The sequence below is a fragment of the Thiorhodococcus drewsii AZ1 genome, assembly GCF_000224065.1.
Classification (GTDB): Bacteria; Pseudomonadota; Gammaproteobacteria; order Chromatiales; family Chromatiaceae; genus Imhoffiella; species Imhoffiella drewsii.
The window spans coordinates 17587-36679 of sequence record NZ_AFWT01000036.1 but is presented as its reverse complement, the minus strand read 5'-3'; the positions used below and the strand labels follow the sequence as shown (position 1 = coordinate 36679).

General features: G+C 61.0%; 13 protein-coding genes. 11 read left to right on the top strand and 2 right to left on the bottom strand.

Features of this window, described 5'->3' with window-relative positions:
• Positions 1 to 25: 25 nt before the first annotated feature.
• Complete coding sequence (locus THIDRDRAFT_RS26230) at positions 26 to 202, bottom strand: hypothetical protein (protein ID WP_007042446.1); 177 nt, start codon at positions 200 to 202, stop codon at positions 26 to 28.
• A 1239-nt stretch (positions 203 to 1441) separates the two neighbouring features.
• On the opposite strand from THIDRDRAFT_RS26230, the gene THIDRDRAFT_RS24075 reads away from it, so the two are divergent.
• The 10 genes from THIDRDRAFT_RS24075 (at position 1442) to xrtA (ending at position 15864) form a co-directional block, all read left to right on the top strand.
• Positions 1442 to 3001: an AAA family ATPase gene (locus THIDRDRAFT_RS24075; protein WP_007042445.1), complete on the top strand. Its 1560-nt coding sequence runs from the start codon at positions 1442 to 1444 to the stop codon at positions 2999 to 3001.
• 39 nt (positions 3002 to 3040) lie between these two features.
• Complete coding sequence (gene prsK / locus THIDRDRAFT_RS18540) at positions 3041 to 5086, top strand: XrtA/PEP-CTERM system histidine kinase PrsK (protein WP_007042444.1); 2046 nt, start codon at positions 3041 to 3043, stop codon at positions 5084 to 5086.
• Positions 5087 to 5186: 100 nt separating this feature from the next.
• The gene (gene prsR / locus THIDRDRAFT_RS18535) at positions 5187 to 6548 is read left to right on the top strand and encodes a PEP-CTERM-box response regulator transcription factor (protein WP_007042443.1); all 1362 of its coding nucleotides are present in this window, start codon (positions 5187 to 5189) and stop codon (positions 6546 to 6548) included.
• Positions 6549 to 6838: 290 nt separating this feature from the next.
• Positions 6839 to 7441 (top strand): XrtA/PEP-CTERM system exopolysaccharide export protein, encoded by a 603-nt coding sequence (locus THIDRDRAFT_RS18530; protein WP_083827524.1) that lies wholly within the window; start codon positions 6839 to 6841, stop codon positions 7439 to 7441.
• Positions 7442 to 7655: 214 nt separating this feature from the next.
• Complete coding sequence (locus tag THIDRDRAFT_RS18525) at positions 7656 to 9191, top strand: XrtA system polysaccharide chain length determinant (protein ID WP_007042441.1); 1536 nt, start codon at positions 7656 to 7658, stop codon at positions 9189 to 9191.
• Positions 9192 to 9299: 108 nt separating this feature from the next.
• The gene (locus THIDRDRAFT_RS18520) at positions 9300 to 10283 is read left to right on the top strand and encodes an XrtA-associated tyrosine autokinase (protein WP_007042440.1); all 984 of its coding nucleotides are present in this window, start codon (positions 9300 to 9302) and stop codon (positions 10281 to 10283) included.
• A gap of 8 nt (positions 10284 to 10291) precedes the next feature.
• Positions 10292 to 11872: a TIGR03016 family PEP-CTERM system-associated outer membrane protein gene (locus THIDRDRAFT_RS18515; protein ID WP_007042439.1), complete on the top strand. Its 1581-nt coding sequence runs from the start codon at positions 10292 to 10294 to the stop codon at positions 11870 to 11872.
• 503 nt (positions 11873 to 12375) lie between these two features.
• Positions 12376 to 13290, top strand: coding sequence for an XrtA system polysaccharide deacetylase (locus THIDRDRAFT_RS18510; protein ID WP_007042438.1), 915 nt, complete (start codon positions 12376 to 12378; stop codon positions 13288 to 13290).
• Complete coding sequence (locus tag THIDRDRAFT_RS18505) at positions 13196 to 14314, top strand: FemAB family XrtA/PEP-CTERM system-associated protein (RefSeq protein ID WP_083827523.1); 1119 nt, start codon at positions 13196 to 13198, stop codon at positions 14312 to 14314. Before THIDRDRAFT_RS18510 ends, THIDRDRAFT_RS18505 begins: the two co-directional genes overlap by 95 nt.
• A 14-nt stretch (positions 14315 to 14328) precedes the next feature.
• Positions 14329 to 15864 carry an exosortase A gene (xrtA, locus tag THIDRDRAFT_RS24070; protein WP_007042436.1) on the top strand — a complete coding sequence of 512 codons (1536 nt, stop codon included), beginning with the start codon at positions 14329 to 14331 and terminating at the stop codon, positions 15862 to 15864.
• Here xrtA and THIDRDRAFT_RS18495 read toward each other — a convergent pair.
• Positions 15837 to 16934, bottom strand: coding sequence for a glycosyltransferase (locus tag THIDRDRAFT_RS18495; RefSeq protein ID WP_007042435.1), 1098 nt, complete (start codon positions 16932 to 16934; stop codon positions 15837 to 15839). The genes xrtA and THIDRDRAFT_RS18495 overlap by 28 nt on opposite strands.
• Positions 16935 to 17203: 269 nt before the next feature.
• Between THIDRDRAFT_RS18495 and THIDRDRAFT_RS18490 the strand changes: the two genes are divergently transcribed.
• Positions 17204 to 19093 (top strand): XrtA/PEP-CTERM system amidotransferase, encoded by a 1890-nt coding sequence (locus tag THIDRDRAFT_RS18490; RefSeq protein WP_007042434.1) that lies wholly within the window; start codon positions 17204 to 17206, stop codon positions 19091 to 19093.

The window sequence follows — 19093 nt, the reverse complement described above, 5'->3', positions numbered from 1 at the left end:
AGATGGTTTCCAGACAGTCTCTAGGTCAGTCGCTCCTTTGAGCTTGTGCTCGGTACTCGTCGATCAGGCTGCGGTAGACATTCTGCAGGACCTCTTCGCGAAAGCAGGCTGGAGCGCGGCAGGTCTCGAGTGCTTTTTGATAGTGCCTCATGCGCTCTTCGGCGCTGAGATCTTGCATTTGAGCCGTTTCCTGATTCTCCATTGAGTCGTCCTCTCCTGTCGCTTGTCTTCAATGACTTAGTCCTAGGTTCAAGTGTCATCCGCTAAGGGATCAGCGTGCAAGAACACTCCGCGTCAACCTCTTCGTCGGCACTCTGTGCACTGCAAGCAAAGTACAGGCCATCCAGCATAGACTCTTCTTTATAGGCGATTGCCGGCAAACAATATATCCGCAGTTCCGATCCCGTAAGGATGGGCAAAGCCCTGGTGATGCGCTTGATTCGGAGTGCCGAGGGTCAAGGGCGTGCCCATCATTCCAGCGCAGCGCTTTGCAGGATTGGCACGTCCGTCCAGCGCTGCGGTGACGCTCAAGCCCCGAGTGTGGACTTTGCCCATCCTGCCGACTCGCGCCTTTTGGATAAGGTCATTTGCGGAGTTCGCCTTAACCCGCATCAAGGGTCACAGCCTCTCGTGCTGTGGCGGCAGATCTCTTGGCGATCGCTGCGCGGGGTTTGTTGCCCGTTCCAGAATGATGCTTCCACGATGAGGGTGACGTCAACGTGTACCGAGCAACCGGCATAAGGAGCCTTGCGTCTGGCAGCCGTGGCGGAAAGTGGCAGTCAGCTGTTAGGGCTGACAGCTTCTTTGGCGCTCTCGGCCATTGATCTTAGTCATGGTCCATCAAGTGTTTCCCTGCTTGGATGATTTCCAAGAACTTCGATCCCAAGCATGCGGCGCAATACGCTGGGGCGATTGCACCCTGCGCGGGATGACAACCGGACAGGCAAAGCCAGGTGGGAGCGGCGCCCCGCCGCGATCGCGCACAGCTCGCGGCGGGGCGCCGCTCCGACCGGCCACGCGCTTTGGCCAGAGGACGATCGAGCCCCGAGCGATGCCGCCGGAAATCCCCATGACCCCCTTTGCGAAAGGGGGAAGTTGTTGATGGGCACTTCCTTGCTTGCTCTGCCGCCGACTACGGCGGACGCCTGTCGTCGATCGGGTCAAGACGGGCCTGTCACGGTTTCTGGGCCTCGCGACTGCCCTGATCAACGTGCCATCGCGGCCCGAGCGCCGAGCGGTCTTGGCCCTTTTCGATAGCGGGTGGTAGGCTTGCGAGGTTGTGTGTGACCGAGTCGGCTTCGACTTTGCTCACGATGCACGCCAGGTCAGGATGAAGTTTATCCGGGCGAATAGGGTATTGATTCCTGCTGAACGGGCAGAGCACGATGCTCGCCGTGCCTAAACGGAGCGCTGCTGCGCCGAAGTGCGATCGGAGGAACGGATGATCAAGAGCTTCTACGGACTGCGCGCGGATCCCTTCCCGCTTAGCCCCGACCATTCGGAGTCTTTCCCGCACGACCATTTCGTGAAGGCGCGGGACTACATCGATTACGCGCTGGTCCGTGGCGATGGCATCGTCATGATCACGGGTAAGCCCGGGACAGGGAAGACGACGCTGGTCAATGACCTCAGGTCCAGGATCGACCGCACAAAGCTGAAGGCCATCGTGCTGGTGAGCACTCAGCTGGAGGCCGAGGATCTCCTGCGCATGGTGGCTTACAACCTCGGTGTGACCGCGAACGCGCCCAGCAAGGCCCTGGTGCTGCAGGAGATCATGCGTTGTCTGGAAGGCCTCAGCGACGCGGGCCAGCGCGCGATCTTGGTGATCGACGAGGCCCAGGACTTGGCCGTGAGCGCCTTGGAGGAGCTGCGGCTGTTGACGAATCTGGAGCACGCTGGGAGACCCCTGCTACAGATCCTGCTGTTGGGTCAAGAGCAGCTGCGTGAGCGAATTCGCCGCCCGGAGATGGAGCAAGTCCATCAAAGAATCGTTGCTGCCTGGCATCTCGAGCCGCTTTTTCCGAGCGAGACGATGCGTTACGTCGCGCACCGTCTGCTGGGGGCGGGCTGGACCGGCCAGCCCTCTTTTGCTCCGGGAGTGCTGGGTGTTGTCTACGCCTACAGCGGCGGGATCCCGCGGCTTATAAATCTCATGTGCAGCCGTTTGCTGCTGCGCGGCATCGTCACTGGCGAGCCTGAAGTCCGGCTCGAAGATGCGGAGCTGGTGATGGCTGAGCTGAGGGACGAGGCGCTCACGCTGCCTGATTGGAGCAACGACGCTCGGCTGCGAGACATCAGTGCAGCGCTGCTGAGTGACCCGCTTTCTGGGCTGGCGGCATCCGACCTGCCGAGCTCCGAGCCGGGTGATCTGAGGTTGACGCCGACGTCGGCAGCGAGCGCGCCCGAGCCTCTTGGGATGGCTGCCGCTGGGGTGTCGAGTCACGCCTCTCCCGGTCCGTCTGCGGATAAGCCCGATGTCGGGGCACCGCGTGAGCCTGTCGCGGCGCGTGTCCAGCGGAGCGAATCGGATGGATCGGATCCGTCAGCGGACGCGAATGCGTCAACCGGCGGCCCAAAGGAGGCAGGACGCGCCGCCCAGCCGTCTGCCGCGTCCACGCAGCGCGCGGCTTCAGTCGACATGGCTGCACCTCCCCCGGTTCCGCCTCCGTTAGTCCAGCTCGCCGATGCAACCCCCGCCGACCCGGCCCCGGGCGCGTCCGAAAAGCATCCATGGCGGGTTCGTCTTGCCGGTCTCTCGGCACTGGTCCTTTCACTCGTGCTCTTGGCCGCTGGCCTCTATGTTGCCGATCCGGGGCTCTGGAGGCTGCTCGGCTCCAGGCTTGGAATCGGGCCGTCGTCGGCCGTGAGCCTGGAGGCGCGGGCGGCCTTGCCGACAGCTGCCGCGCCTGTGCCGGGGGCGCCCGGTGTGGTGGTGGGGGCCGCTGGGGGCGGAGGTGTTGGCGGCGCTCACGCGGGGCGGCGCCCCGAGGCCGCTGAGTGAGGGGCTGTTCAAGATGCGGGCGGCTCCATCCAGCATAGCGTGATCGCGCTCGTCAGCTATCTTCTCGCGAGCCTTGCCTTCCTGGTGCTGACCGTGCTCCTGGGAACGGCATGGCGTGGGCGCCTCAAGGGTTTGATCGCGGTGATTGCCGCCGCGGCCGCGCTGGCCTGGGCGCTCGTGGGCTTGGCGCGCGCCGCGGATCTGGCCACGCCAGGTTGGCTGCTCGTGGTTTCCGAGCTGGTTCGCAATGGCGGATGGCTGTTGCTGCTCGTCAGTGCCCTGCCTGGCGTGTCGACCCGTCCCGCAGGCGGATCCTCCGGGGCGCATCTTTGGCTAGGACTGACCGTCGCGGCCATCGTGCTGCCCGGTCTCATACTGATGCTCGGCTGGGTTGGCATTCCGGCGCCCATGGTGCAAGAAGGGCTCTGGGTCGCCTGGCTGCTGCAGTCGATCTTCGGTCTTCTGCTGGTCGAGCAGGTCTACCGCAACCGCAGGGCGGATCGGCGCTGGGAGATCAAGCATCTCTGTTTGGGGCTGGGTGTGGTCTTCGCGTTCGACCTCTTCGTCTGGTCGGATGCGCTCTTGCTCCATCGTCTGGAACCGACCTTCTGGGCGGCGCGCGGCATGGTGAGTGCCTTGATCGTCCCCCTGATCGGCGTCTCTGCGGCGCGCAATCCTTCATGGTCTCTGGAGGCCCATGTCTCACGCGACGTGGCCTTCCATTCCGCGACGCTCCTGGCGGCTGGCGTCTATCTGATGGCAATGGCCGCCGCCGGCTACTATGTGCGTCTGCTCGGGGGAGGGTGGGGCGTCTTCTTGCAGACGACCTTCTTGGTCGCGGCCGGGATCGTTCTGCTCACACTCTTGTTCTCAGGCGGTTTGCGGGCGCGGTTGCGTTTGCTGGTCGCCCAGCATTTTTTCAGCTTCAAGTACGATTATCGCAAGGAGTGGCTCCGGTTCACGGCGGCGCTGGCGGCCCCTGGTGAGGACGCGCCGCTGGCTGTTGCGCGGGCGCTGGCCGCGCTGGTCGAGAGTCGCTCTTGCATGCTGTGGGTTAAGGAAAACGATGGTGGCTGCGGCTTGGCTGCCTCTTGGGGGAGTGAGGCATTGGCCGTGCGGTCGCTTGCCGAGACCGATTCACTGATGACGAGGCTGGATCAAGCCGAAGACATCATCGACTTGCAGGAGCTGCGCACGACGTCCGATCCGGGCTCCGGGCGCTGGCTGCCTGATTGGATCCTGTCGATTTCCGACCTTTGGCTCATCTTGCCGCTGCGCTTCCGCGGCCGGCTCTGTGGCTTCGCCGTTCTGGGGGCGTCGCTCGCACGGCGGCACCTGGGCTGGGAAGAGCGTGCCCTGCTGCAGACCGCGAGTTGTCAGGCAGCGAGCTATGTGTCGCTGTTGATATCCGAGCAAGCGCTGGCGAGGGCGCGTCAGTTCGAGGCCGTGCACCGCACCTCGGCCTACGTGGCGCACGACCTCAAGAATCTGCTGGCCCAGCAGTCATTGATCCTGTCCAATGCCGGTCGCCATCGGCAGAATCCAGAGTTTTTAGACGACGTCATCAAAACGGTCGAGAGTTCTGTCGAGCGGATGCAGCGGCTCATGCTGCGTTTGCGCCAAGGTGAGGACGACGCCCCGCGAGCCGAGGTTGCCCTGAAAGATCTGGTCGACGAGGTGATTGCGCTTAGCCGGACGCGTGAGCCGCAGGTACAGGGGCCAGCGTCGGGAACAGATACGCTGCATTTATCCGCTAATCGTGACCGGCTGCGTGATGTGTTGCTGCATCTTGTGCAGAATGCGCAAGAGGCGACGTGCCCGGACGGGCTCGTGCGTATCGAACTGCAGCGGGATGGGGGCGATGTGCTCCTCAGCATTGAAGACGATGGTGTGGGTATGTCACCCGAGTTCATGCGCGAGCGCCTGTTCCGGCCCTTCGACTCGACCAAGGGGCTATCCGGGATGGGGATCGGCGCTTTCGAGAGCCGCGAGGTCATCCGCCAACTGGGCGGCGAGCTGAGCGTGGACAGCCAGCCGCAGCAGGGGAGTCGGTTTCAGATTCGCCTGCCGCTGGTGACTGTTTGACGAGGCATCTCGGTATTGATGGTCGGCATCCTTTGGGTGGCAACGAGACATGCTGTGGGGTTGTAGCCAGGGTCTTGGCTAACCGGATGAGGTCAATGCATTGAGCAAGAAGGACAAGCGATTGCTGGTGGTCGAGGATGACCCAGGCCTGCAGCGCCAGCTGAAGTGGTGCTTCGACGACTTCGAAGTGCTGGTCGCGAGCAATCGTCAGGAGGCCGTCGCCGAGGTCAAACGGGCTCAGCCGAGCGTCGTGACCTTGGACTTGGGTCTGCCGCCGGATCCTGGCGGTGTGACGGAAGGTTTCGCGGTCCTGACCGAGATTCTGCGCCTTTCGCCAAGCATCAAGGTGGTGGTCGTCACCGGTAACGACGCGCGCGAGCATGCAATCCGGGCCGTCGAGCAGGGTGCGCACGACTTCTATCTCAAGCCGATCCAATCGGAGACGCTCAACTTGGTCGCCGCGCGGGCCTATGACCTCTACAGACTCGAGACCGAGAGCCGCCAGCGGCGCTTCAAAGCATCCATCATGCCGCTGCCGGGAATCGTGGCCTCCAGTCCGCAGATGCTGAAGGTCTGTCGAGCCGTCGAGAAGGTTGCACCCACGGACGCGACCGTGCTCTTGCTCGGTGAGAGCGGCACGGGCAAGGAACTCGTCGCGCGCGCCATCCATGAGCAGAGTGCACGAAGCGGCGGCCAGCTCGTGGCGATCAACTGTGCGGCGATCCCCGAGACCCTGCTCGAGAGCGAACTCTTCGGTCATGAGAAAGGCGCCTTCACCGGCGCAACAGCGCAGAAGCGCGGCAGGGTCGAGTACGCGTGCGGAGGCACACTCTTCCTCGACGAGATCGGCGATCTGCCCTTTGCCCTGCAGGCTAAGCTGTTGAGATTTTTGCAGGAGCGCGTGATCGAGCGGGTTGGCGGATGCGTGTCTATCGAGATTGACGTGCGTGTCATCTGCGCAACGCACCAGAATCTACAGACGCGGATCGCAGAGGGGCAATTTCGCGAAGATCTCTATTACCGCATCAGCGAGATCGCGATCGACTTGCCGGCGTTGCGCGAGCGCGAGGGCGATGCCTTGCAGCTCGCCCATCGGTTCCTCGAGACCTACTGTTGCGCTTATGGCAAACCCATCAAGGGGTTGCGAGAGGATACGCGGCGTGCCATCGAGCAGTACAGCTGGCCCGGTAATGTTCGTGAGCTCGAGGGCCGCATGAAGCGCGGTGTCATTATGGCCGATGACAAGCTTCTGTCGCCGGAAGACCTTGGCCTCGATGCGCCGGTGAAGGATGAGCTTCCAGCACTGCGCGACGTGCGGGATGACGCGGAAGCGCAACTCTTGTTGAAGGCCCTAGGGCGCACAGGGGGCAATATGGCTCAGACGGCGCGTCTTCTGGGCATCACGCGTCCTACGCTCTATGGCCTGCTGGATAAACATGGCCTGCGGGGCGCTGCCGACTAAGTCAGTCTGCCGTCGATCGATTCGGGTGCGAAGCTACCATCATTCGACATGGTGATTTTGATACCATTCACTTTTCGTATCTGATGTTACGCAGCACCACGAGACTTTAGCTTACAAAATCAGCCATCTGACATTTCGTGTTCATTTGCTAAACGATTGTTTCTAAATGATCGGTGCGTAACATCAGTTCGTATGTAATACGCAGTGCTTCGCAGGACAGAGACCATTCAAGGAGCCCAGTAACTGTGCGATCTTATTTCGGATACAAAGGTCGACTAGCCGCAGCTTCCATGCTCGGCTTGCTCGTGATGACAGCTGGCTGTGCATGGCAGCGAGAAGCTTACCCGCCGGTGCCCGATGCTGACAGGGGAGCCAGCGTCCAAGAGGGATACGTCTACCATATTGCCCCGGGCGACCAGGTCAATATCTTCGTTTGGGGTCTCGAGGAGTTGTCTAGCACTGTGCCCGTCAGGCCGGACGGGATGCTGTCAACGCCGTTGGTCGAGAACATTCAGGCCAGCGGCAAGACCCCCTCCGAACTCGCGCGTGAGGTCGAGAAAGGTCTTGCGCCCTTCGTGCGCTATCCCATCGTGACTGTCATCGTCAATGGTTTCGTCGGTCTGCCGACCCAGCAGATCCGCGTTCTTGGAGAGGCCGTCAAACCGGCCGCAGTGCCCTTCCAGAAGGATATGTCGTTGGTCGATCTCATGATCGCCGTGGGGGGGCTGACGGACTACGCGGCCGGCAACAAGTCGGTCCTTGTCAGGTATCAGGAGGGTAAGCGCGTGCACTATTCGGTGAAGCTGGATGACCTCATCCGAGATGGCCGGCTCGAGGAGGACGTGAGCCTCCTGCCGGGGGATGTGATCATCATCCCGGAAGCTTGGCTGTAGCGACATCGCTGGCGATTGCCTTTGCGGCTCGGGTAGACGAGAGTCTGATCGGCCTCGATCGTCCTTTGACCCAGCCGCGTCGTCGGTGGGAGCGGCGCCCCGCCGCGACGGGTGCGCGATCACGGCGGGGCGCTGCTCGCACATCGCTTTCCCTGGCTGTCCGATGATCAACACCGTCTGATCGAGCCCCGTAAATGATTTAGCTGAGCTGACGATGCACGAGCTACTACTTCAGATCTTTCGATACGTGCGGGGCGTTTGGCGCCACCGTTGGATTGCGCTGGCGGTCGCCTGGGCCGTTGCGGTGGGCGGCTGGATCTATGTCGCGCAGATCCCGGACGAGTACCGTGCGAGCGCGCGCGTCTTCGTCGACACCAATAGCGTCTTGCGACCGCTGCTGCGCGGACTGACAGTGCAGCCTGATTTGGTCGAGCGCGTGTCGCTCATGAGTAAGATGGTGCTCAATCGTCCCAATCTCGAGAAGATCGTGCGCATGAGCGATCTCGATCTCGATATCAACACGGAGCGCGCGAAGGACGCACTGCTGAACGATCTCGAACGCCGCATTCGCATCGGCGGGGACCGAGCCAATCCTTCTCTCTACAACATCTCCTACGAGGACCGAGATCCAGAGAGAGCCAAGCGCGTGGTTGAGTCCTTGGTCTCTATCTTTATCGAGGAAGCCCTTGTCTCCGACCAGATGGCCAGCACGACGGCCCAGGATTTTCTCGACCAGGAGATCTCGGACTACGAGATGCGCCTGGAGAATGCCGAGAAGCTACTCGCCGACTTCAAGCGGAACAATACTGGCGTGCTGCCGGGTGAGGACAGCGGCTATTACTCGAGCCTCGAGGGCGCCAAGACCGGGCTCAGAGATGCAGAACTCGCCCTGCAGGAGGCCGTCAGGCGACGCAAGCAATTGGCTGAGCAGTTGAGCGAGATATCGGGCGTGAGCGATCCGGATACGGCTCTGAGTTCGGAATGGAGTGATCCGCGCATCGTCGCGATGCAGCAGAAGCTGGATGATCTGCTCTTGCGCTTCACGGATCGGCATCCGGATGTCATGCAGCTGCGGCGCAGCATTGCAGAACTCAAGGAGCGCGAGCGTTCCGCCCGGAGTGCGGGAGTGACCAGTAGCGCAGGGGCTAATATGGGCTCCGATACTGTCTACGGGAGTATCCGTGTCGCCTTCAATGGTGCCGAAGCCGAGGTCGCTGCTCTGCAAGCGCGGGTCGACGACTATCGCGAGCGAGTCCAAGCCCTGGAAGAGAAAATCGACACCATCCCACAGATCGAGGCAGAGCTGAAACAGTTGATGCGCAACTACGAGACCATCGCGCGCCAGCATGCTGAACTCCTCGAGCGCCGCGAGTCGGCACGCTTGTCCGAGGAGGTGGAGAAGACATCGGAGGGGGTCAAGTTTCGTGTCGTCGATCCTCCCTTCGCGCCTTTGCGTCCATCTGCGCCGAACCGTATCCTTCTGGCGGCAGCCGTTCTGGTCTTGGCGCTGGGCGCTGGCATTGGAATGGCGCTCGTGCTCGATCTGATTCGTCCCGTGTATGATGATCGACGCTTGCTTTATGCGGGCACAGGTCTTCCAGTCTTAGGCAGTGTCGGATTGGTGCAGTCGTACGCGGAGCGTCGCAACGAGCGTTTGATGCTGATTCCTTTCGTCTTGGCAGCTGGCGGTCTCCTAGTGGGTTTTCTCTTTGTGGCAGAAGGGATTCCGATTCTGCAGCAATGGATATAAGGGAGTGACGTCGATGAGCGCTGAATCTTGCTTGTACGTCTGTATGAGCCTTGCGTGTCCAAGGCGGGCCGCATTCGTTGTTGGCGCCCGAAGGAGTAATGTTTTCGCATGAGCACGATTCAGGACGTACTTTTGAAGGTTTCTCTAGACCCTGCGCGAGAGGCGCTTGGCCAGAGTGTCGCTGCTTCTGATGATGAGAGTGCGTCGGTGACAGCACCAGCGGCTGCTCCAGCACTGCGGTCCGCTGCCGTCTCCGCAGGCGATGAGCCCCGCGCAGCGGCGCGCCAGCAGGAACCGCTGCAAGCGGGCACGGGTTCGTCGGTGCATCGCTTGGCGTTAGAGTTGATGCGAGAGGAGGGTCTGCTGACGCCTGATGTGAAGCGCTCGCAGCTCGCCGAAGAGAATCGCCTGATTAAGCTGCCGCTGCTGATGAACGTTGACAAGAAGGGCGCCGACATTGTCGACAACGCCAACCTCATCATGGTCACGAGCGCCGTGTCGGGTGAAGGCAAGAGCTTTTCGGCAATCAACCTCGCCATGAGTATCGTTGCGGAACGGGATCGCACCGTGCTGCTCGTGGATGGGGACGTTGCTAGGCCGACTGCGGCCAAGCGTTTGGGAATCGACGCTGAGGCTGGTCTGCTCGATCTTCTCGATGGCAGCATCGACTCTATTGCCGATGTCTTGATCACGACTGATCTTCCCAATTTTCGCGTGCTACCGGCCGGGCGATGGCATGATCGCGCGACCGAACTCCTAGCCAGCGAGCAAATGGCGCGATTGATGACGGAGTTTTCGACCCGCTACCAGGACCGTGTGGTCATCTTCGATTCTCCGCCGTTACTCATGGCCAGTGAGAGCGCTGTATTGGCCTCTATGATGGGGCAGATCGTCATGGTTGTTGCGGCTGAGCGGACACCGCAGCACGCCGTTGCTGATGCACTCGCTCGTCTCGGTGACGACAAGATCATTGGTCTCTTGCTGAACAAGTACCGACCGAGTCTCGGTAATCGTTTTGGCGCCGGCTACGGTTATGGCTACGGTTATGGCTATGGGCATCAATCGGCAGCAGATGCCGCCAGCGGCGCGTAGGAACACGCATGACGTTGGCGGACCCTATGACACCGCGCTCTGCGTTGCTCAGGCTGCCGGTCGAGCCGCGTATGCTGGCCGCAGGGGTGCTGATGATGGTTGCCTGCCCGGCATTCGGAGCAAGTCTTGAGCGTTCGAATGCGCTTGGCATGGAGCCGAATGACAGCGACGCTCTGAATCGCCGCGATACGATCAATGTTGGTGAGGAGCGCAAATCTGGCAGCAGGATCCAGCTTTCCAAGCAGCTCAGCACAAAGCTCACATACAGCGATAACCTCAATTCCAGCAATGGTAGCAATGGTAGCAAGTCCGGCGGTTTTATCTGGGAGGTCGTGCCAGGATTCGTCTTGAATGCGGATGGCCGCCATCTGGATGTCAATATTGCCTATTCGGCGTTGGTGTCCTACGAGGTGAGCGATGATTCCGGTAGTCGTGTCGATAATCGGCTGCAAGCGGATCTGGTCTCTGAACTCTATGAAGACCACCTCTTCCTAGACCTTGCTGTGACGGGGCGGCAAGAACTCATCGATTCCTTCGCCTCCGGCACCTTCGATACAGTAGGTCTCAACGGGAATAACCTGCAGACCAGTTGGACCTACCGGGTCAAACCCAGCTACCGAGAGCGTTTTGGACGCTATTCGGACCTGCAAGTTGATCTGGAGACGAATGGTGTCTTCTATTCGGATACAGCCAACGATGATAGTCAAGGCTATGTCGCGAATGCTCGACTCACGAACGGACCCTTCTGGGAGCCGGCCTTTTACGAGTTGAGGGCCGAATATGAGGAAGAGCAGTATCAAGGTGAAGGCACCAATCGTTTTGCCAGCTTGCAGGGCGATCTGGGGTACAGGGTAGATCGGCGCTGGCGATTTCTGACATCTGTCGGTTATGAGGACAATGACTACGCCTCTTTGGAAGATACGAGCGGTCCGATCTGGGGGCTTGGTCTCGACTGGACACCAACGGTGCGCACGCGGCTTTTTTCCGCCCTCGAACACCACTACTATGGCTGGGCACCGCGTTTCGAGGTGAGTCATCGGAGCAAGCGGTCTCAGTTGACCGGCCGCTATGAGAGGGGGATCGAGACCATTCGGTCTCAGCGATTGCAGCAGAATGTCTACAGCTTCGAAGATCCCTTCGGTGAGCCGACCGTACCCGAGTTCGGGACGGATCCAAGTGTCTTCGGCATAGACTCGATGCCGAGTGAGACAGCTTTTATTTCGGATCGCTTGGAGCTTGAATATCGTCTCCAAACGCGTCGTAGCACGGTGACTCTGGGTGTTTCCTACGAAACTCGTGACTATGAACTGCCACAAGAGGATGAAGCGTTTGCGGAAGGACGCTTTTCAGTGACACGCAACCTGTCATCAGCCATGAGTGCTACCCTGCTCCTGCGATTGAATGATCGGCGTCGTGACACCGGCGAGAACACGACAGGAGAAGCGACCTCAGTCAATGAGTACGCCCTCGATTTTGGATTGAGCCGCAGGCTATCGGAGCATTTGAGCGCGTCAATGGACTATGGCTTCCGCAACTATGAGGATGGCCCGGAGAATCGTGTGACTGCAAGCCTAGTGCTGAGCTGGTAACGAGGTGTGACGTCGTCTTTGCCAAGGCGCGGCCTCGATCATCGTTTCGGCCAGTTGTCTCCCGTAGGGTGGATCAGCGCAGCGCAGTCCACCAACGCCGCTGCGGGAATTGGTGGACTTCGCTCTCGCTCGTCCACCCGACCGGCTGATAGCGCCACGATGGAGGCAGCGAGTGGAGAGGCAGTTAGGCCGGTAGGGCGGATGCCTGCAGGGCGATCCGCCAGCGATGACAATCGGCCTCGAGCATCGTTTGGCCCGGTCCAAGCGCATGACCGGTGGGAGCGGCGCCCCGCCGCGACGGTCGCGCTATCGCGGCGGGGCGTCGCTCCCACGTCGCTTTGACAGAAGGATGCACGAGGCTGGACGCCCCGATGATCAATGCCCGATAACCGCAACGCCGACGGTGGAACCGCTGCGCGTTCCACCCTACAAGTTAATGCCGTCGCAATGGCCGGCGTTTTCACCAACGCCCGATGGAGACACTGAGTGGAGAGGCAGTGAGGATGCAAGTGCACAATGCTTTGACGATCGACGTCGAGGACTACTTCCAAGTATCCGCATTCGAGCGCCATGTGCGCCGGGAGGACTGGGAGCGGCTGCCGCGGCGGGTCGAAGCGAATGTCGAGCGTGTCCTCGCTCTTCTCGCCGAGCGCCGCATCACGGCGACCTTCTTCGTCTTGGGCTGGATCGCCGAGCGGCATCCATCGCTCGTGCGGCGCCTCAGTGAGCAAGGCCATGAGGTCGCCAGCCACGGCTACGGGCATAAGCGTGTTACAGACTCGACTCCGGACGAATTTCGCGCGGACGTGGCGCGCACTAAGCGGATGCTCGAAGATCTCACGGGGCAGCCAGTGACGGGCTACCGCGCTCCCAGTTATTCGATGAGTTCGGCGACTCCCTGGGCGCATGGCATCCTCCAGGAGGAAGGCTATCGCTACAGCTCCAGTCTCTATCCGATCAGCCATGATCACTACGGGGATCCTCTAGCGCCGCGTTTTCCTTTTGCGCCCTTGGGTCCGGAAGCCTCCTTGGTCGAGATCCCCATTGCGACGATTCAGCTAGGAGTCCGGCGCCTTCCAGCAGGCGGCGGCGGCTACTTCAGGCTGTTTCCCTACGTCCTGTCACGCTGGGCGATTCGGCGCCTGAATCACATCGACCAATCGCCGGCCGTCTTCTACTTCCATCCCTGGGAGATCGACCCCGATCAGCCTCGAGTGAGCGGTCTCCCGCCGCGCAGTCGTTTCCGTCACTATCTCAACCTCGACAAGTGTTTCGCACGCCTGAGTCGCTTGACTGAGGATTTTGCCTGGAGCCGTATGGATGATGTCTTCGCTGAAGCAATCTTCGGTCACTCACCGGACAGAGCCACCCAAGCCCGCACCTCAGCTGCCCTCCTGCCGAAGGCTTCAGTTGCCTAAGATTCACACCCTGTGCACGACTGACGAGGCTGCACGCTGGGACGCCTTCGTGCAGGCGCATCCGCATGGCACCTTCTTCCATCTCTCCGGCTGGAAGAAGGTACTGGAGCAGGCCTTTGGTCACAGGACGCATTTTCTCTTCGCCGAGGCGGAAGACGGTTCCGTCATTGGTGTGCTGCCGCTTGGGCACTTGAAGAGTCGGCTGTTCGGCGCACAGCTGGTATCGACCCCCTTCTGTGTCTATGGCGGGAGCCTAGCCGATTCGCCCGAGATCGCTGAGGCCCTTGACGCGGAGGCTCGGCGCCTGGCCGCAGTGCTCCGCGTCGATTACCTGGAGCTGCGCTATCGCGAGCCATGCCATCGCGATTGGCCCGCCAAGGACCTCTATGTCACCTTCCGCAAGCAGATCGATCCGGACGAGGAGACGAACTTGAGCGCAATACCCCGCAAGCAGCGCGCCATGGTGCGCAAGGGGATTGCGGCTGGCCTGGTCAGCCGAATCGACGAGGAGGTGGATAGGGTCCATCGGCTCTACGCGGAGAGCGTTCGCAATCTAGGTACGCCCGTTTTTTCGCACCGCTATTTCCGTACGCTGAAGGAGGTGTTCGCCGAAGCCTGTGAGTGCCTGGTCGTCGAGCATGATGGCCGTCCGGTGGCGGGTGTCCTCAGCTTTTATTTCCGTGATGAGGTGCTGCCCTACTATGGCGGTGGAGGCCAGGCGGCGCGCGCACTCAAGGCCAATGACTTCATGTATTGGGAGCTGATGCGGCGGGCGGCCGAGCGCGGCGTGCGGGTCTTCGACTTCGGTCGGAGCAAGCGCGACACCGGTTCCTATGACTTCAAGCGCAACTGGGGCTTCGAGCCGGTGCAGCTCAGCTACGAGGTCCAGCTCTGTCAAGCGAGCACCTTGCCCGATCTCAGCCCCATGAATCCCAAGTACCGCCTGCTCATCGGTCTGTGGAAGCGGCTCCCGGTCCCCGTTAGCCGCTTACTGGGACCCTTCATTTCGCGCAGCCTCGGCTAGCACGAGACGCCTGAGTGACACGCCGCTTGCACATCGTCGTTCTGCTGCTGATGCTCGCCCTCTTGCTGGCGGCTCTATGGCCGACCTTCGTCAGCATCGTCGGCATTTGGTATCGCTCCGACACCTTTACCCACGGGTTCTTGGTACTGCCGATCGTCGGCGTCCTGATCTGGCATCAGCGGCACAGGCTCGCTCGTGTTTGTTATCGTTCCGACTGGCGGGCGCTGCCCCTTGTGCTCTTGCTCGGCCTCGGCTGGCTCCTTGCCAGACTTACGGATGTGCTGGTCATTGAGCAATTCGCCGCCGTGGCCATGGTGCCGATGCTTGTGTGGCTTGTGCTGGGTATTCGGGCGCTGCTCGCGCTCGCCTTCCCTCTGGGCTTCCTCTTCTTCGCCGTCCCCTTCGGTGATTGGCTGGTTGGTCCCTTGATGGATCTCACGGCGTCCGTCACCGTGTCATTGTTGCGTGTGTCGGGCTTCCCCGTCTACTCTGAGGGAACCTTCTTCAGCATCCCAAGTGGGGACTGGTCGGTCGTTCGCGCCTGTAGCGGCATCCGATACTTGATCGCCTCGGTGTTTCTCGGTGTCTTGATCGCCTATGTGCTCTATCAGTCGATCTGGCGCCGCCTCGCCTTCATCGCTCTGTCCATTGTCTTCCCGATCCTAGCCAATGGGCTGCGTGCCTATTTGATCGTTCTGATCGCACATTTTAGCGGCATGAAGCTCGCGGTGGGCGTGGATCACCTGATCTACGGCTGGGTCTTCTTCGGTTTCGTCATCCTCTGTATGGTGTCTATTGGTTACCTTTGGGTCGAGAGGGGTGACACGGGGGGAGCCTCTCGAAGCGAGGCGATGCGTCCGGCGGGACCGCTCTTGTCGTCGTCCGTCAAGAGAGATGGCCTGATCATTGCCTTCGGGGCCTTGATCTTGATTGGTTTCCCGTGGCTCGGCTCCGAGTTGTCTGCGCGTAAGGTGCCGGCCTCTGCACTCGCTGACTTCGCCTTTCCACCGCAGGTTGCGGCCTGGCGGCAGGGCGGGGACGCCAAGGAAGACACAGATTGGAATCCTGTCTTTCAGCGGCCCACGGCGATCATGAGCCGTGTCTATACCCTGGGCACAGATCGGGTCGTCCTCTACTGGATACCCTATCTGTCGGGAAGCGGAGAACTGATCAACTCGGAGAATCGCTTGGCGCCCGAAAAGGACTCCGCCTGGCGGGTGGTGGAGCAGAAACCCGCAGTCGTCGCGCTGCCGGAGACGACGGATCTCGAGGTCATCGAGTCGCGCTTGGAGTCGTACAGCCAGAGCCTCTTGGTCTGGTCTTGGTATCGGATCAATGGGCGAGAGACAGCGAGCGCTGCCAAGGCGAAACTACTCGAAGCCTGGACACTCGCGTCCGGTCGTCGGCTGAACGAGTCCGCATGGATCATTGCCGTGGAGGTCGATATCGACGTTTCGGCTGCGCGTGATTCGGCAAGGCGATTTGCGCAAGATCTTCAGGCGGTGCTCAGTCAGGAGCCGAGTCAAGCAAGGTCTCGGTATCCCTGGTAGAGCTGCAGATAAGCCTGGTCGGCTTGGTGCGCATCGAGATGCTCGAGGGCCGTTGCTCGCGCATGGCGTCCGTGTGCGAGTGCGCTGTCGGGGGCGAGCAGGTACTGCTCCATCTCGGCCGCGAGCCGTACCGGATCCCGCGCGGGGACGAGATAACCGCTGTGCCCTGGGGTGACGAGCGCCGGAATGCCTCCGACCTGGGTCGCGATCACCGGCAGCCCGCAGGCCATCGCCTCGAGGACCGTCATGGGCGTGCCCTCGGCGATGGACGAGAGCACGAACACGTCATGGCTCTGATACAGCTCTAGTGGACTCGCGACCTGACCCGCGAAGTGGACCCGATCTTGAAGGCGGTCATCGTCAACCTGTTTCGTCAAGGCACTGCGTGCTGGACCGTCACCGGCAATGGTGAGTCGGAAGTTCGCGTGCTTGGCGGCAAGGATGCGGCAGGCCTTGATGAGTGTGTTCTGATCCTTGACCGGGTCGAGGCGGGCCACGTTGAGGAATCGGAAGTCTGAGCGCTTTTGCGCCTGACCCGGCCGATAGGTTGCGGTGTCGACGCCATTGCGAATGACGCTCACTTTGGACGGAGAGAGACCGATGTATGTCGTCAGCCAATCGGCGATGTCGCGAGAGACGCCGACATAGTGGGATACGCAGGGATCCACGAGTCTCCGCAACAGCCGATGCTTGCGATTGGTGCCCGCTGGATCAGAGGCATCCCGACCATGCTCGGCGTGGATGCGGGTTCTCACATTGGCGAGGCGGGCGACGCACTGACATTCCAGCGTCGCGAGATTATAGGTGTGCACGACTTGCGGCTTGATGCGTCGCAGCAGCTGGAAGAGTTGTGGGAAGATAGAGAGGTCTTGGCCGCGTGACTTATTCAAGCAGTGAATGGGCGTTGGCTTGTCGATGAGCGTTGCGATGCTCGTTGATTCGGTCAAGACGATGATCGTATGCTGCAGTGCATTCTCTGGAATGCGATTGATCATCTCGACGAGCAGCTTTTCCAGGCCGCCGAAATCCAGACGGTAGATGATGTGACAGACGTGGAGCGGCGTATGCATGTTCCTGCGCGACAAAGTGAAGCCTATAGGATGTAGAACCGGACGTGCCCCGAGGAGCTTGGCAGAAATACCGGCCCGAGGCATGGGGTACACCTACACCGTGTCGCCTTTCCGTTTGTGAAAAGGCACATGGTAGGTCCCCGAGGTGAGACCTCATACTGCCCGATTGGATGGGCCGCTGGAAAGCTTCCCAGCGCCCGCTCGCACGACCAAGGAGTCCTGCCCGATGAGGCAGATTAGAGGGTTCGTTTTGACAGGTCCGTTTGAGCATGTGTGGAATTAGCGGGATCTTTGATCAATTTCAGGCGAGCCGGATCGACGAAGCTCTGCTGACGCGAATGAGTTCAGCGCTCGAGCACCGCGGTCCGGACGGATCAGGACATCATGTCGAGCCGGGCGTGGGATTGGCGCACCGTCGGCTTGCGATCATCGACGTCGAGGGCGGTGCTCAACCGCTTTACAACGAAGACGGCTCGGTCGTGGTCGTCTACAACGGTGAGATCTACAACTTCGTCGAGCTCATGAGCGAGCTAACAGCTGCGGGTCATGTCTTCAAGACACGCTGCGACACCGAAGTCATCGTCCACGCTTGGGAAGAGTGGGGCGAGGCCTGTCTGTCCAGGTTTCGCGGCATGTTTGCCATCGCGCTCTGGGATCGTCGCCAACAACTCCTGTTTCTCGCCCGCGATCGGCTTGGCATCAAACCGCTGCATTATGCCATGTTGGCCGATGGTCGCTTGTTGTTCGGCTCGGAGATCAAGTCTCTGCTGGTGTGCCCGGAACTCTCCCGCGAACTCGATCCCTGTGCCGTTGAAGAGTTCTTCGCCTTCGGCTATGTAGCGGATCCGCGCAGCATCTTCGCGGCGGTCAAGAAGGTCCCGGCTGGACACTACGTGTTGGCGCGGCGCGGACAGCGCGAGTTATCGGCACCCGTCGAATATTGGGACATTCATTTTGACGAGGTGCATTCCGGGTCGCCGGAGGCCATTGCGGCCGAGTTGCGTGAGCGTCTGATGGAGGCCGTTCGAATCCGCTTGATCGCTGAAGTGCCCCTAGGGGCCTTCTTGTCGGGTGGTGTCGACTCGAGCGCGGTTGTGGCGATGATGGCGCAGATCTCCGAGCATCCGGTCAACACCTGTGCCATTGGCTCGACTGATCCTCGCTTCGACGAGCGGGCCTTCGCGCAGCGCACAGCAGTCAGATACGGCACGCATCATCACGAGAAGGTGGTGAGCCCAGACGATTTCGAGCTGATCGACCTTCTCGGCCCCATGTATGACGAGCCCTTCGCGGACAGTTCAGCAATGCCGACTTACCGAGTCTGTGAGCTGGCTCGACAGCAAGTCACGGTCTGCTTATCGGGTGACGGCGGTGACGAGAGCTTCGCGGGATATCGTCGCCATCGTTGGCATCTCTATGAGGAACGGGGCAGGGCGCTGCTGCCGCTTTGGGCACGCTCGCCGCTCTTTGGGCTGGCCGCGAGACTCTATCCGAAAGCCGACTGGGCACCGCGTATTTTGCGGGCGCGATCCACGTTTCAAGCCCTGTCGAAGGACTCGACCGAAGGCTATTTCGAGAGCGTGGCCATCTTGCCAGATCAACTCCGCCATTCCTTGCTGAGCGACCAGCTCAAGTGCGACTTGCAAGGCTATCGCGCGGTGGACGTGCTGAGGCGGCATGCGGACCGCGCTCCCGCCCACCCCCTGTCGCGGGCAAGGTACCTCGATCTCAAGACCTACCTCGCAGGCGATATTCTCACCAAGGTGGATCGGGCGAGCATGGCGCACAGTCTTGAGGTGCGCGTGCCTATCCTGGATCACAAGCTGCTCGAGTGGGTGGGCGGTATCCCGCCGCGAATGTTGCTGCAGGGTGGCGAAGGCAAGGCGATCTTCAAGCAGGCCATGCACAGGGATCTCGATGCCGAGATCCTCTATCGTCGAAAGCAGGGGTTCTCGATACCACTGGCCGCCTGGCTCAGAGGACCATTGCGGAGCAAGGCGAGGCGCTTGGTGCTGTCCTCGGCGATGCTCGACAGCCGACTTTTCGAGCGCTCCAAACTCCGCTGGATTCTGGACCAGCACGAATCAGGGATGCGAGACTTCAGCCCGGTCATCTGGAGTCTGCTGATGTTCGCGAGCTTCCAGGCGCGGATCGGCTGA